The following is a 15,410-nucleotide window of genomic DNA, read 5'->3' on the forward strand; positions in this document are numbered from 1 at the left end:
CCACCCCGCTGACCAGGCGCACCGGCGCCCCGCAGCGTACCCGCGCTGAGTATACTGGCTCCGAGCCAGTCAACGCAGGAGTCAAGCATGTCCCCGCGGAGCGCATCGGTCAATGAAGAGCTCCGTCGGCGTTCCCGCGAACGTCTCCTCCAGGCGACGGTCGAACTGGTCGGGGAGCGCGGCTACGAGGCGACGACGCTCGGCGACATCGCCGACCGGGCCGGCTCGGCCCGGGGACTGGTCTCGTACTACTTCCCCGGCAAGCGCCAGTTGTTCCAGTCGGCCGTGCACCGGCTGATGCACCGCACGCTGGAGGAGGCGCTGGAGCGTGAGCCGCGCACCGCCGACGGGCGGGAGCGGCTGGCCCGCGCGGTCGACGCGATCCTGGGTCTCGCGGTGGACCGTCCGGTGCTGATGCGCGCGCACATGGCGGGCATCCTGCAGGCCGAGGGGTTCGTCCGGTGCCCCGAGCAGCAGCACCTGGCCGCTCTGCTGCGCGACACCGTCGAGCGGTACGGGTCCCCGGACGTGGACGCCGACTACCCGCTGCTGCGCGCGCTGCTGATGGGCGCGGTCTTCGCGGTGGCGCTGCCGGGCGCGCCGATGCCGCGCACCCGGCTGCGTGCGGAGCTGTTCCAGCGGTACGGGCTGGACTGGCGGCTCGGCTTCCCTCCGGGCGGGGAAGCGCCCGGAGGGACCTCGCACGGAGGTGCGGGCCGGTCCGCCGGCGGGGCGGCCCGTGAGGGGGTGTCACCGGGGCGGCGGGCGCGGGCGCCCGCCGGGGAGGCCGTGCCGCCCGCCGGGGCGGCACCGCGGGAGTGCGGTCAGCCGCCGGAGCGGTCGAGGTAGTCCGGCTGGGTCTGCACGTTGAGTTCGCGCATCCGCACGCGCTTGGCCGGGTCGGTGCGCCGGTCGTCGAGCTTCAGCACGTCGAGGCCCTTGGTGATGTCGTTCGAGTAGATGTGGCCGTTGTAGTAGTACGCGGACCAGGAGCCGCCCGTGGCCGCCGTGTCGGTGGAGAGCGGGCCGCGTTCGAAGTAGGCGATCTCCCTGGGCCTGGTGGAGTCGGTGAACTCCCACACCGACACGCCGCCCTGATACCAGGCCTGGACCATGATGTCGCGGCCCTTCACCGGGATCAGCGAGCCGTTGTGGGCCACGCAGTTCTCGGTGGGGGCCTGGTGCCGGTCGATCTTGTAGTAGCCGCGGAAGACCAGCTTGCGCCCGTCGCCCTTGCCGACGATGTCGTAGATGCCGTCGGCCCCGCGGTTCGGGCCCGTCTCCGGATTGCAGGTGGCGCCCCCGCCGCCGCCGAGCTCGTCGGTGAAGACGACCTTGCGGGCGTCCTGGTTGAACGTCGCGGAGTGCCAGAACGCGAAGTTGACGTTGTCCTGGACCTGGTCGAGGACCTTCGGCCGCTCGGGGTCGCGGATGTCGAACAGGATGCCGTCGCCCATGCACGCCCCGGCCGCCAGGTCCCTGGAGGGCAGCACGGTGATGTCGTGGCAGCCGGTCGTCTTGGAGACGCCCGGGTTCACGGGTCCGCCGGGGTTGCCGCCGCCGTCCGGGCCCTCGCCCGGGAACAGCACCGGGAAGCCGACGACCCGTGACTTCTCCGGGGCGTTGCGCGGCACCTTGATGACGGAGATTCCGTCGTGCGGCGGCCGGCAGTCGGGGAACAGCGCGTTCGGCGAGTACGACGACACGTAGACGTACACGTCGCGCCGCTCGGGCACCAGGGTGTGGGTGTGCGAGCCGCACGCGGTCTCGACGGCCGCGACGTACCTCGGGTTGCGCTTGTCGCTGATGTCGAAGACCTTGATGCCCTCCCACGAGGACTTCTCCGTGGCCGACTGGCTGGTGCTGGCGCAGGAGTCGTCGCTGCGGGAGGAGTCGGTGGAGAGGAAGAGCAGGTTCCCGGAGACCGAGATGTCGTTCTGGGCGCCAGGACAGAGCACCTGGGCGACGGTCTTCGGGTCGCGCGGGTTGCGGATGTCGAAGATGCGGAAGCCGTCGTAGTTGCCGGCGAACGCGTACCTGCCCTGGAAGGCCAGGTCGGAGTTGGTGCCCGGGAGTGCGTCCTTGGGGACGTTGGCGAGATGGCGGATGTTGCCGCTGTGGACGACCTCGTCCACAGAGGGAATGTCGCCGCTCCTCGTCAAGGCCTCGGCGGCCGCCGCCTGTTCGGACGAGGGCGTCCTCTCGGCCGGGGCGTCTCCGGGGTCGGGTGTGGCTGCCGCGGGTCCGGCCGCGAGCAGCGTGGCCAGCAGTCCTGCCGCGGCTGCCGCCGCGCCCAGGCGTCTGCGCCGCACGCTGGTGGTGTGCAACGGGGTCACCTTTTCCTCCCGTGCTTCATCGGTTGAGCAGTGCACTGCCCCCGGCAGTATCGTCTAGACATGCCCACATCAATAGATGGCAGCAGAGGTGCGGTGAAAGTCGTCGCGGCCGCCGTGGTGGCCCTACTCGCCCTGGGAGCCTGCGAGTCGGGATCCCGTACCGGCGACCCGAAGGCCGAGGGGGACGGCGGCGCCGCGGTCGTGGCCCCGGGGAAGCCGGGCGAACCGGCCAGAACGCTCTCGCCCGAGCAGGCCGCGCGGGAACTGCCGGACGACAGCCCGAACGCGGCGGACGTCATGTACGTCCAGATGATGATCGTCCATCATCGGCAGGCGTTGGAGATGACGGCACTCGTCCCCGACCGGGCCGCGGGCACCGCGGTGAAACGCCTCGCCGAGCGCATCAGGGCCGCGCAGCAGCCGGAGATCGGGGCGATGCTCGGCTGGCTGAAGAGGCACGGCAAGGAGGAAACGACGGGCGGTCACGCGGCCCATGACCACGGCGCGATGCCCGGCATGGCGACGGGCGAGCAGCTGGCGCGGCTGCGCGCCGCCGAGGGCGCGGCCTTCGACGAGCTGTTCCTCAAGCTGATGATCACTCATCACCAGGGCGCGCTGACGATGGGGGCCGCCGTGCTGTCCGAGGGGAACAACGTCCAGGCGGGCGAGATGGCCAATGACGTGATCGCCCAGCAGACGGCCGAGATCAGCCGTATGCGCGCCATGTGAGGCTTACCGGGCGGCCGCCCCGGTGCCATGCTGGAAAGCACCCTGCGGAAGGAGCGCAGCCGTGCTTCGAGTCGCCGTCGTCGGATCCGGGCCGAGCGGGGTGTACACCGCTCAGGCCCTCGTCCAGCAGTCCCTCGTACCGGATGTCCGCGTGGACGTCCTGGACCGGCTCCCGTGCCCCTACGGGCTGGTGCGGTACGGGGTCGCGCCCGACCACGAGAAGATCAAGTCCCTGCAGAACACCCTTCGGGCGGTCCTGGAGGACGACCGGATCGGCTTCGCCGGCAATGTCGAGGTGGGCGCGACCGGCCTCGCGCCGGAGCGCCTGCTGCGGCTCTACCACGCGGTCGTCTACTGCGTCGGGGCCGCGAAGGACCGCAGGATGGGGATTCCCGGGGAGGACCTGCGGGGGAGCTGCTCGGCGACCGACTTCGTTTCCTGGTACAGCGCCCACCCGGACGCCGCGGGCGGCGCGTTCGCCCTCGGCGCCAGGTCGGCGGTGGTCGTCGGGGTGGGCAACGTAGCCGTCGACGTCACCCGGATCCTGGCGCGGGGCGCCGCCGAGCTGCGGCCGACCGACGTACCGCACGACGCGCTGGGCGCCCTGGCCGGCAGCCGGGTGCGCGAGGTGCACATGGTGGGCAGACGCGGCCCGTCCCAGGCGAAGTTCACCACCAAGGAGCTGCGCGAGCTGGGCTCGCTGCCGGACGCATCCGTCCACGTCGAACCGGCCGACCTCGCCCTGGACCCGGGGTACGCCGACGCGTCGGGGCTGCCGGCGGTCAACCGTCGCAACCTCGACGTGGTGCGCGGCTGGGCGGCGGCCGGAGAGGACGCCACGGGGGTGCGGGCGCGGAGCATCCGGCTGCGCTTCTTCCTGCGCCCGGCGGAGCTGCTCGGTGAGGACGGGCGGGTCGCCGCGGTGCGCTTCGAGCGGACGGTACCGGACGGCTCCGGCGGGCTGCGCGGCACGGGCACGTACGAGGAGATCGAGGCCCAGCTGGTGCTGCGGGCGGTCGGCTACCGCGGTGTGCCCCTGGAGGGGCTGCCGTTCGACGCCGCGCGGGGCACGGTGCCGCACCGGGCCGGCCGGGTGCTGCGGGACGGCAGGCCGTCCGCCGGCGAGTACGTCGCGGGCTGGATCAAGCGCGGCCCCACCGGGGTGATCGGCACCAACAGGCCCTGCGCCAAGGAGACGGCGGCCTCGGTCCTCGAGGACGCGCCCGCCCTGTCGGCGCGACCGCTGCCGGACGAACCGCTCGATGTGCTCAGGGACTGGGGACAGCGCCCCGTGGAGTGGCCGGGCTGGCTGTCGATCGAGGCGGCCGAGTGCGCGCTGGGCCGGTCGCTGGGGCGCCGATCGGTGAAGATCGCCGACTGGGAGGGGCTGCTGCGCGCGGCCGGCGTCGACATGGCTCCGCAACTGCCCGCGGCGTAGCGTCCGCCGGCGCGGCGCCCCGTGACCGGGCGGGCGCGGGGAGGCGGGGTCAGCCGGTGCCGCGGCGGGCCGCCTCGCCGGCGGCGGCGGTCAGGACGCTGTCGAGGAGGCCGGGGAACAGCGCGTCCAGATCGCCGCGTCGCACCCCGTTCATCTTCGCCGTACCGCGGTAGGCCTGCCGGATCACCCCGCTCTCCCGCAGCACCCGGAAGTGGTGCGTCGAGGTGGACTTGGTCACGGGCAGATCGAAGTACGAGCAGGACAGCTCGGTCCCGGCGGCCGCCAGTTCGGTCACCACCCGCAGCCGCACCGGGTCGGAGAGCGCGTGCAGCACGTCCTCGAGCCGGATCTCGTCACGTGCGGGGTGGGCGAGTTCGCGGGGGCTTGCGGCGGTGGTCACGAAGGCTCCACTTCGGCTGGGGCCTCCATGGTACGAAGACCGCCGCAGCCGCAGGGAGGCCGCTCTCCGGCCACGATACCGGCGTGGTCCTGGTGCAAGACCGCCGCAGCCGCAGGGAGGCCGCCGTGGCCGACGGGCCCGCACGGGTCCTGGGCGGCCCCGCGCGAGGGCCCGCCGGCGACGGGCCGGCGTCGCCCGGCCGCAGCGCACCGGGCGGGACCGGGACCGGAGGCCACCGCCGGGAACGCCGGGCACCGCCGGGCCGGGCTACTCGACGACCAGCTCGACGGGGATGTTGCCGCGGGTGGCACGGGAGTACGGGCAGACCTGGTGCGCCTGCTCCACCAGCCGCTCGCCGGTGCCGCCCTCGAGCGACGCGGGCAGCTCGACCCGCAGGACCACGGCGAGCCCGAACCCGCCGTCCTCGTCCTTGCCGATGCCCACCTCGGCGGTCACCGAGATCTCCCCGGTGTCGACCTTCGCCTGGCGGCCGACGAGGCCGAGCGCGCTCGCGAAGCAGGCCGCGTACCCGGCCGCGAAGAGCTGCTCCGGGTTGGTGCCCTCGCCGCTGCCGCCCAGGGCGGTGGGGGCGGCGAGCGGCAGGTCGAGTCGGCCGTCGGAGCTGACGGCGCGCCCGTCGCGGCCGTTCGCGGTGGCGGCGGCGGTGTACAGCGCGTTCATGGAGAACCATCCCTTGGTCGTGGGCCGGGCCCGCGCGGCGGGCCGTACGAGTCAACTAGAGCACACAATTCAATTGCGCACAACTCAATTGCCTGGAGGGCGGTACCCTGACCCCATGGAGACGACACCGGACGCCGCGGCGGACGAGGCCCTCCGCCTCGACCGCCAGATCTGCTTCTCGCTGCACGCGGCCTCGCGGGCCTTCAACGGCCTGTACCGGACGGCCCTGAAGGACCTCGGCCTCACCTACCCCCAGTACCTGGCGATGCTGGTGCTCTGGGAGCACGGCGAGCTGCCGGTGAAGACGATCGGCACCCGCCTCCGGCTGGACTCCGGCACCCTGTCGCCACTGCTCAAGCGACTGGAGGCGGTCGGCCTCGTGGAGCGCCGGCGCAGCACCGAGGACGAGCGCTCGGTCACCGTGCGCCCGACGGCCGAGGGCGCCGCCCTGCGGGAGCGGGCGCGCCTCGTACCGCGCAGGATCGCCGCGGCCACCGGGCTCTCCCTGGAGGGGATCGGCGACCTCCAGGAGCGCCTGTCCGCACTGACCGCCAAGCTCGACGGCGCCGACCTGGGCCCCGGAGGGCTCGACGGCTGCGCGGGACCCGCCGGCTGACCCGGCCGGCCCGGGCACCGGCACCGGCACCGGCACCACGCACCGCGCACCGCGCACCGCGCACCGCGCACCGCGCACCGGAGACGGTCCACCACCCGGCCGGCATCATAGTTTGACAGTCGCCGTACTACGAGGGTTATCGTACGAGGGTCTTCTCCGACCCGCCGTGAATGGAGCCCCCGTGAGCGCACTGTTCGAGCCGTACACACTGAGGTCCGTGAGGATCCCGAACCGCGTGTGGATGGCCCCGATGTGCCAGTACAGCGCCGAGGCCACCGGGCCGGACGCGGGCGTCCCCACCGACTGGCACTTCGCCCACTACGCCGCGCGCGCCGCCGGCGGCACCGGGCTGATCCTGGTCGAGGCGACCTCGGTCGTCCCCGAGGGCCGGATCAGCCCGCACGACCTCGGCATCTGGAACGACACCCAGGCCGCCGCCTTCCGCAGGATCACCCGCTTCCTCAAGGACCAGGGCACCGTCCCGGGCATCCAGATTGCCCACGCGGGCCGCAAGGCCAGCACGGACCGGCCCTGGACGGGCGGCGCTCCGGTGGGCACCGACGCCCTCGGCTGGCAGCCGGTCGCACCCAGCCCGGTCCCGTTCGACGAGGGGCACCCGGTGCCCGACGAGCTGACCGCCGATCAGATCGCCGAGTTGCCCGGCCGGTTCGCCGAGGCCGCACGGCGGGCGCTGGAAGCGGGCTTCGAGGTCGTGGAGGTGCACGGCGCACACGGCTACCTGATCGGCGAGTTCCTCTCCCCGCACAGCAACCGCCGCACCGACGCCTACGGCGGCTCGTTCGGGAACCGCACCCGGTTCGCGCTCGAGGTCGTCGACGCCGTACGGGCGGTGTGGCCGCAGGAGCTTCCGCTGTTCTTCCGGATCTCCGCCACCGACTGGCTCGAGGAGAACGGCTGGACCGCCGACGACACCGTCCGCTTCGCGGCCCTGCTGCGGGACCACGGCGTGGACCTCCTCGACGTCTCCTCCGGCGGCAACGCGCCGCGGGTGCGCATCCCGGCGGGCCCGGGATACCAGGTGCCGTTCGCCGCCCGGGTCAGGAACGAGACGGAGCTGCCGGTGGCCGCCGTGGGCCTGATCACCGACCCGGCGCAGGCCGAGAAGGTCCTCGCGAACGGCGAGGCCGACGCCGTGCTCCTCGGCCGGGAACTGCTGCGCAGCCCCTCGTGGGCCCGCAGCGCCGCGCGGGAGCTCGGCGGGGCGGTCCGGACCCCCGAGCAGTACCACCGCTCGGTCTGAGCCGGTACCCCGGAGCGCGGCCGGACCGGGCACGTTGCGCTCCGGAGCGGCAGGCAGCGCTCCGGAGCCGGGCACGGCCGGTCCCACCTGCGGACACGCCCACTCCGGGGGCCGCTGTCAGTGGGTGGGTGCAGACTGGCCCCTGTCCGCGACAACGGCGTCCTGGAGGTGTCGTCGATGACCGACGTTCTGCTGGCGGTAGGCACGCGCAAGGGGCTCTTCCTGGGGCGCCGGAGAGACGGCCGGTGGGAGTGGGACGGCCCCCACTTCAACGCCCAGGCCGTGTACTCCGTCGGGATCGACACACGCCGCGGCGCCGTGCCGCGGCTGCTGGCCGGCGGGGACAGCGCACACTGGGGCCCCTCGGTGTTCCACTCCGACGACCTCGGAGCGACCTGGGTGGAACCGGCCGTGCCCGCGGTGAGGTTCCCCAAGGACACCGGGGTCTCCCTGGAGCGGGTCTGGCAGCTCCATCCGGCCGGTCCCGCGGCCCCCGGCGTGGTCTACGCGGGGACGGAGCCCGCGGCGCTGTTCCGCTCGGAGGACGCCGGGGAGACGTTCGAACTCGTCCGGCCGCTGTGGGATCACCACACCCGCCCGAAGTGGATGCCGGGCGGCGGCGGGGAGGCCGTGCACACCGTGGTCACCGACCACCGCGACCCCCGCCGGGTGACCGTGGCGGTCTCCGCGGCCGGGGTCTTCCGCAGCCTGGACGGCGGAGCCGCCTGGAGCCCGTCGAACGACGGGGTCTCGGCCGTCTTCCTGCCCGACCCGAACCCGGAGTTCGGCCAGTGCGTACACAAGATCGCCCAGGACGCCGGCGATCCCGACCGGCTCTACCTCCAGAACCACTGGGGGGTGTACCGGAGCGACGACGGGGGCGCCACGTGGACGGACGTCGGTGCGGGGCTGCCATCCGATTTCGGCTTCGCCGTCGTCGCCCATCCGCACCGCCCCGGCGTCGCCTATGTCTTCCCGATCAACGCCGACGCCGACCGGGTGCCCGCAGGGCGGCGCTGCCGGGTGTACCGGACGGCCGACGCGGGGGCGACATGGGAGCCGCTGTCGCGAGGGCTGCCCGAGGGGGACCACTACGGCACCGTGCTGCGGGACGCCATGTGCACCGACGGCGCCGACCCCGCCGGGATCTACTTCGGCAACCGGAACGGCGAGCTCTACGCGAGCGCGGACGACGGCGACAGCTGGCAGCGGCTGGCCTCCCACCTGCCGGACGTGCTCTGCGTCCGGGCCGCGGCGGTCGGTTGAGCAGGCACCCCACGCGGCCAGTAGAGTGACGCGCGTGGCAGCACGACCATTGAAGGACATCGTCGATTCGGGGTGGGCCGACGCCCTGGAACCCGTGGCCGGACGCATCGCCGCGATGGGCGACTTCCTCCGCGCGGAGGTCGCCGCGGGGCGGACCTACCTGCCGGCGGGCGCGCATGTGCTGCGCGCCTTCCAGCAGCCGTTCGAGGAGGTGCGCGTCCTGATCGTCGGTCAGGACCCCTATCCGACGCCGGGGCACGCCGTGGGGCTGAGCTTCTCGGTGGCCCCCGACGTGCGGCCGCTGCCGGGCAGCCTGGAGAACATCTTCCGGGAGATGCACACGGACCTCGGGCTGCCCCGGCCCTCGAACGGCGATCTGACGCCATGGACCCGGCAGGGAGTGCTGCTGCTCAACAGGGCGCTGACCACCGCGCCCCGCAAACCCGCCGCCCACCGCGGCAAGGGGTGGGAAGAGGTCACCGAACAGGCCATCCGCGCCCTCACCGCCCGCGGCACACCGCTCGTGTCCGTCCTGTGGGGGCGCGACGCGCGCAACCTGCGGCCGCTGCTCGGCGGCCTGCCGGCGATCGAGTCGGCGCACCCCTCCCCCATGTCGGCCGACCGGGGCTTCTTCGGCTCCCGGCCGTTCAGCAGGGCGAACGATCTGCTCGTCCGCCAGGGTGCGCAACCGGTGGACTGGCGCCTCCCTTGACCGGCGGCGGCGCGGGCGACTGGGTCCTGGGGGTCGACTCCGGGGGCTCCGGTCTGCGCGTGGCCCTCGCACCGGCCGCCGACCCGTCGTCCTCACTGGGCGCGGCGTCCGGGGAACCGGTCCGCACGGGCGGCTCCGGGGTCGAAGCCGCCCATCTGCTGGCGCAGTTGCTGCCGACGGCGCGGGAACTGCTGCGGCGGGCCGGCGTGGCGGCGCCGGTCGCCGCCGCGGTCGGTGCCGCGGGGATGGCGACCCTCGGGGACGAGTTGCGGGCCGTGCTGCCCGGGGCGCTGTCGCACGAACTGGGCGTGCGGCAGGTGGCTCTCGCCGCCGACGCGGTCACCGCGTACGCGGGCGCGCTCGGCCAGCATCCCGGCGCGGTCGTCGCCGCCGGCACGGGAATGATCGCGACCGGTACGGACCTGGCGAGCTGGCGCCGTGCCGACGGCTGGGGCCATCTCCTCGGGGACTGCGGGTCGGGCGCCTGGATCGGGCGGGCGGGGCTGGAAGCGGCACTTCGGGCCCACGACGGGCGCGCGCGGGGCTCCCCGGCACTGCTGGCGCGGCTGGAGGACGTCTTCGGGCCGGCCCCGGACCTCCCCGGGCTGCTCTATCCGCGAACCGACCGGCCCGCCGTGCTGGCCTCGTTCGCCCCCGAGGTCGCCCGCTGCGCCGACGACCCGGTCGCCGCGCGCATCCTCCACGACGCGGCGGAGCACATCGCCGACACGGCCGCCGCCGTCTGCCCGCCCGCCTCGGCCGGTGGCTGCCGCGTCGCCCTCACCGGAGGGCTGTTCGCGATGGGCGATCCGCTCCTCGTACCGCTGCGCGACGCCCTCGCCCGGGAACTCCCGCACGCCAGGCCGGTGTCGGCGGCGGGGGACCCGCTCGCCGGTTCGCTGACCGTCGCGGCCGCGCTCGCCGGCGGGACGCTGAGGCTGCCGCGGGATCCGCGACTGCTCGTACTCACAACCACCCTTACCAGCCAGACCGGTACAGGTGACCGTTAACGAACTCATCGGGTAAACACGGACAGACGGCACTCGACCGCCCCCTCCCTGAGCAGGCACGACGACGAAACCAGTAGCATGCGGCGCCATGAGCTCCCCCACTGGGCCCGCATCCGGCCTGCCCGTACGAATGCCGCGACCCCGCCAGCCCGGGCGGCACCGCCGCCCGGAGCCCGTGGTGGCACCCGAGGGCGCGCCGACCCTCGTCCTCGCCGTGCCCGGCACCCCCTCGTCCGCGATACGCGGGCTCGCGGAGGAGGTCGTCAGCATCGCCCGTTCCGAGCTGCCCGGCCTCGAGGCCGCCATCGGCTATGTCGACGGCGACGGCGGCGACGCCGAGTACCCCACGCTGGGGAGCGTGCTGACCGGTTCCGCCGCGCTGCGCGAGGAGCGCTACGAGCTGGCCAAGGCGGCCGGCCGCGAGGTCGCCGAACCCGAGGGCCCGGCCTCCGTCGTGGTGCCGCTGCTCGCGGGCCCGAACGGCGCCCTGATCCGCCGGATCCGCCAGGCCGTCCTGGACAGCCGGGCGACGGCGGAGCTGACCGACGTCCTCGGCCCGCACCCCCTCCTCGCGGAGGCCCTCCATGTGAGGCTGTCCGAGGCGGGCCTGGCCCGCGCGGACCGGGCCCGGCTCTTCACGGTCGCCACCGCCGCGGACGGCATCGTCCTGGCCACGGTCGGCGGCGAGGAGGCGGTCCAGGCCGCCGGGATCACCGGGATGCTGCTGGCGGCCCGGCTCGCCGTCCCGGTCATGGCGGCCGCGCTGGACCAGGACGGCTCCATCGCGGCGACGGCGGAGGAACTGCGCGCCTCCGGCTCCTCCCAGCTCGCGCTGGCCCCCTGTCTGGTCGGTCCGGAGCTGCCCGAGGGCCTGCTCGCGGCCGCCGCGGCGGAGGCGGGCTGCCCCGTCGCCGAACCGCTGGGCGCCTACCCCACGATCGGCAAGCTGGTGCTGTCGCAGTACACGACCACGCTGGGCATCTCGCCCCAGCCGCAGGGCGCCCAGTCGCGCTGACGGATGCGGCCCCGTGCGGGCTGGGGCCCGGTGCCGGAACCCGGGGAGGCGGCCCGGTGCGGGCCCCTCGCGGACGCGGAGCACGGCGCGGGCGATCCCCGCGCCGGCGATCCCCGCGCCGGAGGGCCCGCGCCAGCGGACCTGCGCCGGAGGACCTGCGGGGTGGGTGCGACGGGCGCGGGAAACCGGCGCCAGGAGACCGCTGAGGGGGGTAGCTGCCCCGTTTCGGGGTCACGGCAGAGGCGACCGGGACGGGCGGGGAAGCCGGTCCGCACGGAGCCTCGCCCGCTCCTTCCACCGCTGCCGGCGGTGTACGGCGCGGGTGCGCCCCCTCGTGGCCGCCGGGCGTGCGGCGGCGGTCTCCGCGCCGCACGGCCCGTGGCCGGATCCGATCCGGCGGCCGGGCGGCCGGATCGGATCCGGCCGCGACGGCCATCCGGCCACGACGGGCCCTTCGGCCGCGGGCCGAGGTGGGAACGGCCCGATGGGCGCAGGCACCCAGCTTCCGGGGCCCCGGAGTCCCTCTGCCGCCGCTCCACTCCGCGCCTCTCTGCCGCTCGTGTCTCGCGTTTCCTGCCCGGCGGACGGCGGACGGCGGTACGGCCCGGGGAGCGCGCCGGAGCCGTCCCCGGCTCCCGGCTAGATCGGCTGGATCGGCTGGATCGGGCCGGTTACGGGAGCCGCACCCGGCACCGCCTCCTCCCCGCGCGCCCGGGCGAGCGCGTCCGGGTGGTGCACGAACCGGGGGCACGCCTGCACGGTGTCGTAGGTGCGGTGGAAGACGGGGGTCGCGGCTCCGGAGATCGGCGGCACGATCCAGGACCAGTCGGCCCCCACCCGGCGCCCCCGCCCGGCTTCCTGCTCCAGGTGGGCGAGGAAGCGGCGCGACTCCGTGTGGTGGTCGGTGACGGTCACACCGGCGCTGTCGAAGGAGTGCAGCACGGCCCGGTTGAGTTCCACCAGCGCCCGGTCCTTCCAGAGGGTGCGGTCGGTGGAGGTGTCGAGGCCCAGCCGCGCGGCGACGACCGGGAGCAGGTCGTACCGGTCGGTGTCGGCGAGATCGCGGGCTCCGATCTCGGTGCCCATGTACCAGCCGTTGAAGGGGGCCGCCGCATAGCAGATGCCGCCGATCTCCAGGCACATGTTGGAGATGGCGGGCACCGCGTGCCAGCGCAGCCCGAGGGCGGCGAACCAGTCGTCCTCCGGGTGGCGCAGGAACACCTCGTGAACGGCGTCGTCCGGCAGTCCGAACCAGCGGGGCTTGTCGTCGCTGCCCTGAAGCACCAGCGGCAGTACGTCGAACGGCGTACCGGGGCCGCCCGGCCAGCCGAGGCCCGTCGCGTAGGCGGTGATCCCGGCGTTGCGCGGATCGCCGGTGCACCGGCCGCCGTCGCCGGTGTAGCCCGCGTACCGCACCAGCTGCTCGTTCCAGATGCGCGGGCCGGGGCGGCCGGGGGCGTCGGGCGCGAAGACCGTGATGACGGGCCGGATCCGGCCGCCGTTGGTCGCCTCGCGGAGATGGGCGGCGGACTCGGCGGCGACGGTCTCGGCGTCGCGCACGTCGCGGCGGTCCCTCACCCGCAGGGAGCGCCAGTAGAGGCGTCCGATGCAGCGGTTGCTGTTGCGCCAGGCGACGCGCGCCCCGTGGGTGAGTTCGTCCGCGGTGTGGCGGTACGTTCCGGTGGTGTCTATCTCGGCGCGCACGGCGGCTATCCGGGCCGCCGGGTCGCCCGCCCCGCTCTCCTCCCGGTGGTACAGCCGCAGGAACTCCTCGGCCTCCTGCCGCAGTTGCGCCGGGTCCGCCGGCGCCGAGGGCCGCACCGGGGCCGTTCCGCCGGGCCCGGAGCGGCTGACCGGGCACTGCCCCGGCGGAGCCACGGGCTCCGTTCGGACGAGCTGCGCTCCGGCCGGCTGGGGATCCGGCGGGCGGAACTCGCGTACGGCGGCTCTACGAAGGAACTTCCGCATGGTGCGTACCCCGGTGTGTGAAGGCGTTGTGGATGCCGCCCGATCTACCCCGAACCGATCCTGATCCACCCTGGGAATGCCGGATGCACGTGCCCGGTCGGGAGCCGCCTCCCGGCGCGCGGGCACCCGCCGTGTACCGGCGCGCGGCCGGACGCGCGCCGGGGTGCAGACGCGGGCAGGCCGGCTCACGGCCGTACTCGGTGCGCCGGGCCGCCGGGGCCGCGGGGCCACGACCGGGGACCCGCGGCCTGCGGGCCGCGGGTGCGGGTGCGGGCCGGGCCCCGCGGACCGTGAGCGCCTCCTACGATGCGTGGCCGGGGCCCGGGAGCCGGGAGCCGGGGGCCACAGGGCGGAGACCGCTCGCACCGGACCACCGGGCGACGGCGCACGGAAAGGCGCCCCGGGCGCTTTCAGACGGTGGTGAGCGGCGCGCGGGGGGAGCTGCGCAGCGGGGTGGCGAGTCCGGAGAGGGCCCGTTCCAGACCGTCGAGGTGCGAGAGCGCGGCCTCGGCGCCCGGGTGCTCCGGGGGCGCACCCGGACCGGCCGGAGCGGGCCCGCGGCCGGGCCCGGAGTCCGGCTCCAGTGCGTGCACGGCGGCCTCCACCCGCCAGCAGGCCGCGGCCAGCCGGGCGTCGTGGGAGGCGTACGGGTCCGCCGCGACGGCTGCCAGGCCTCGTACCTCCCGGGCGCAGTCGTCCAGCAGGGCGATGACCTGCCGGGCCCGGGCCTTTCGTGCGCGCAGCGGGCTGAGCGGGTGGACCAGGGGTGCCAGGGACATCCGGACCCGGGCGAGCAACTGCTCCAGCTCGGCGGCCCGCGGCGCCGGGTCGGCGGTCTCGTCCCCCGCCAGCCTGCGCATCGCGACCGTGGTGCACTCGTGGACGCAGCGCACCGCAAGCCTGATCCAGGCGTCGGTCACCGAGTGGGTGGTGACGGGCAGCACGAACGCCACCGCCAGCGCGGCGCCCAGGGCGCCGACCGCCGTCTCGGCGAGGCGCAGCGCGAGCAGCGCGGGCCCGAGCGCCCCGAGCAGCCCGTACAGCAGCGAGACGAGCAGCGTCACCGCGAACATCATCCAGCTGTACGAGACCGGGGCGCTGTAGAAGATCCCGAAGACGCACGCCAGGGCCAGGACGGTCGTCGGGAGCGGCGCGCCCTGGACGGGTACGGCGACGACCAGGCCGGCGGTGATGCCGAGGACGGTGCCGAGAACCCTGCGAAAGCCCCTGACCAGGGTCTCTCCGCGGGCGCTGGTGTTGACGAAGATCCACCAGGCGGCGCCCACGGCCCAGTACCAGCGCTCGTCGGACAGCAGCTGGCCGGCGGCGAGGGCGAACGTCCCGGCGACGGTCACCTGGACTGCCTGCCGGGTGGTCGTCCGGGCCAGCCCCGTCCCCCCGGGCAGTACGGGCGCGGCGGGCGGCGACAGGCGCCGTTCGAAGCACCAGGCGCCGAAGCGGACGGCGGAGGCGGCCAGCACGCCCAGGACGACGGAGGAGCAGAGCTCCGCGAGCTGTGCGGGCACCGCGCTCAGGAACTGCGTCACGAAGAAGGTCATGAACGCGAAGACCCCGAGGGCGTGCCCGCGCGGGCCCCAGCGCCGCGCGTACACCGCGGCTCCGGCGACGGCCACGAAGGCCGCGTCGCGCGCCACCGGGGTGGTGTGCAGGCCGGTCGCGAGGGCCAGCACCGGAAGGCCCACCACTGGCAGCAGGGCGGTGGTGACGGCCTGGTCGCGGATCCTCGGGTCGGTGACGGTGAAGAGGGCCAGCAGCGCCGCGAGCCCGCCCGTCATGACCGAGGTGAGCGGGTGGCCCGTGAGCGCGCATCCGGCCACGGCCACCCCGACGCCGAGGACGGCCCGCGTGGCGCTGCGCAGTCGCAGCAGCCCCGGGTCCGGAGCCGCGAACACCCTCTTCAGCACTGCTTCCCGTTCCTTTCGGCCTGCACCGGCGCGCCGGTCGACGTGCGTCGACG

General features: G+C 74.7%; 14 protein-coding genes. 9 read left to right on the forward strand and 5 right to left on the reverse strand.

Translation table 11 applies throughout. The annotated features are described in order from the left end of the window. Positions 1–87 precede the first annotated feature (87 nt). Entirely contained in the window at positions 88–849 is a 762-nt protein-coding gene (locus tag DDQ41_RS10245; protein WP_245990761.1) for a TetR/AcrR family transcriptional regulator, read from the forward strand. Here DDQ41_RS10245 and DDQ41_RS10250 read toward each other — a convergent pair. Beyond that, a complete protein-coding gene (locus DDQ41_RS10250; RefSeq protein WP_109294219.1) occupies positions 825–2,336 on the reverse strand; it encodes an LVIVD repeat-containing protein in 1,512 nt (503 codons plus the stop codon). The two genes, DDQ41_RS10245 and DDQ41_RS10250, sit on opposite strands and share 25 nt — an antisense overlap. A 60-nt stretch (positions 2,337–2,396) precedes the next feature. Between DDQ41_RS10250 and DDQ41_RS10255 the strand changes: the two genes are divergently transcribed. Both DDQ41_RS10255 and DDQ41_RS10260 read left to right on the forward strand, forming a co-directional pair. Continuing rightward, positions 2,397–3,065 (forward strand): DUF305 domain-containing protein, encoded by a 669-nt coding sequence (locus tag DDQ41_RS10255; protein WP_172607580.1) that lies wholly within the window; start codon positions 2,397–2,399, stop codon positions 3,063–3,065. Positions 3,066–3,126: 61 nt separating this feature from the next. Continuing rightward, a complete protein-coding gene (locus DDQ41_RS10260) occupies positions 3,127–4,503 on the forward strand; it encodes an FAD-dependent oxidoreductase (RefSeq protein ID WP_109294221.1) in 1,377 nt (458 codons plus the stop codon). Between the two features lie 49 nt (positions 4,504–4,552). On the opposite strand, the gene DDQ41_RS10265 is transcribed toward DDQ41_RS10260, so the two are convergent. Continuing rightward, on the reverse strand, positions 4,553–4,903 hold the full coding sequence (locus DDQ41_RS10265) for an ArsR/SmtB family transcription factor (protein ID WP_109294222.1): 351 nt from the start codon (positions 4,901–4,903) through the stop codon (positions 4,553–4,555). A gap of 267 nt (positions 4,904–5,170) precedes the next feature. Next, entirely contained in the window at positions 5,171–5,584 is a 414-nt protein-coding gene (locus tag DDQ41_RS10270; RefSeq protein WP_109294223.1) for an organic hydroperoxide resistance protein, read from the reverse strand. 115 nt (positions 5,585–5,699) lie between these two features. Between DDQ41_RS10270 and DDQ41_RS10275 the strand changes: the two genes are divergently transcribed. The 6 genes from DDQ41_RS10275 (at position 5,700) to DDQ41_RS10300 (ending at position 11,464) form a co-directional block, all read left to right on the forward strand. Further along, a complete protein-coding gene (locus DDQ41_RS10275) occupies positions 5,700–6,200 on the forward strand; it encodes a MarR family winged helix-turn-helix transcriptional regulator (protein ID WP_172607579.1) in 501 nt (166 codons plus the stop codon). A 181-nt stretch (positions 6,201–6,381) separates the two neighbouring features. Further along, a complete protein-coding gene (locus DDQ41_RS10280) occupies positions 6,382–7,461 on the forward strand; it encodes an NADH:flavin oxidoreductase/NADH oxidase (protein ID WP_109294225.1) in 1,080 nt (359 codons plus the stop codon). 177 nt (positions 7,462–7,638) lie between these two features. Next, entirely contained in the window at positions 7,639–8,727 is a 1,089-nt protein-coding gene (locus DDQ41_RS10285) for a WD40/YVTN/BNR-like repeat-containing protein (protein ID WP_109294226.1), read from the forward strand. 34 nt (positions 8,728–8,761) lie between these two features. Then, complete coding sequence (locus DDQ41_RS10290) at positions 8,762–9,439, forward strand: uracil-DNA glycosylase (protein ID WP_109294227.1); 678 nt, start codon at positions 8,762–8,764, stop codon at positions 9,437–9,439. Beyond that, positions 9,436–10,449: an N-acetylglucosamine kinase gene (locus DDQ41_RS10295; protein WP_109294228.1), complete on the forward strand. Its 1,014-nt coding sequence runs from the start codon at positions 9,436–9,438 to the stop codon at positions 10,447–10,449. Before DDQ41_RS10290 ends, DDQ41_RS10295 begins: the two co-directional genes overlap by 4 nt. 88 nt (positions 10,450–10,537) lie before the next feature. Then, positions 10,538–11,464, forward strand: coding sequence for a sirohydrochlorin chelatase (locus DDQ41_RS10300; protein WP_109294229.1), 927 nt, complete (start codon positions 10,538–10,540; stop codon positions 11,462–11,464). A gap of 639 nt (positions 11,465–12,103) precedes the next feature. Here the strand turns inward: DDQ41_RS10300 and DDQ41_RS10305 are convergent. Both DDQ41_RS10305 and DDQ41_RS10315 read right to left on the reverse strand, forming a co-directional pair. Beyond that, positions 12,104–13,285: a nitric oxide synthase oxygenase gene (locus DDQ41_RS10305; protein WP_109294230.1), complete on the reverse strand. Its 1,182-nt coding sequence runs from the start codon at positions 13,283–13,285 to the stop codon at positions 12,104–12,106. A 557-nt stretch (positions 13,286–13,842) separates the two neighbouring features. Then, entirely contained in the window at positions 13,843–15,357 is a 1,515-nt protein-coding gene (locus DDQ41_RS10315; RefSeq protein WP_109294232.1) for an FUSC family protein, read from the reverse strand. Positions 15,358–15,410 lie beyond the last annotated feature (53 nt).

Origin of the sequence: Streptomyces spongiicola, assembly GCF_003122365.1 — a bacterium.
Taxonomy (GTDB): Bacteria; Actinomycetota; Actinomycetes; order Streptomycetales; family Streptomycetaceae; genus Streptomyces; species Streptomyces spongiicola.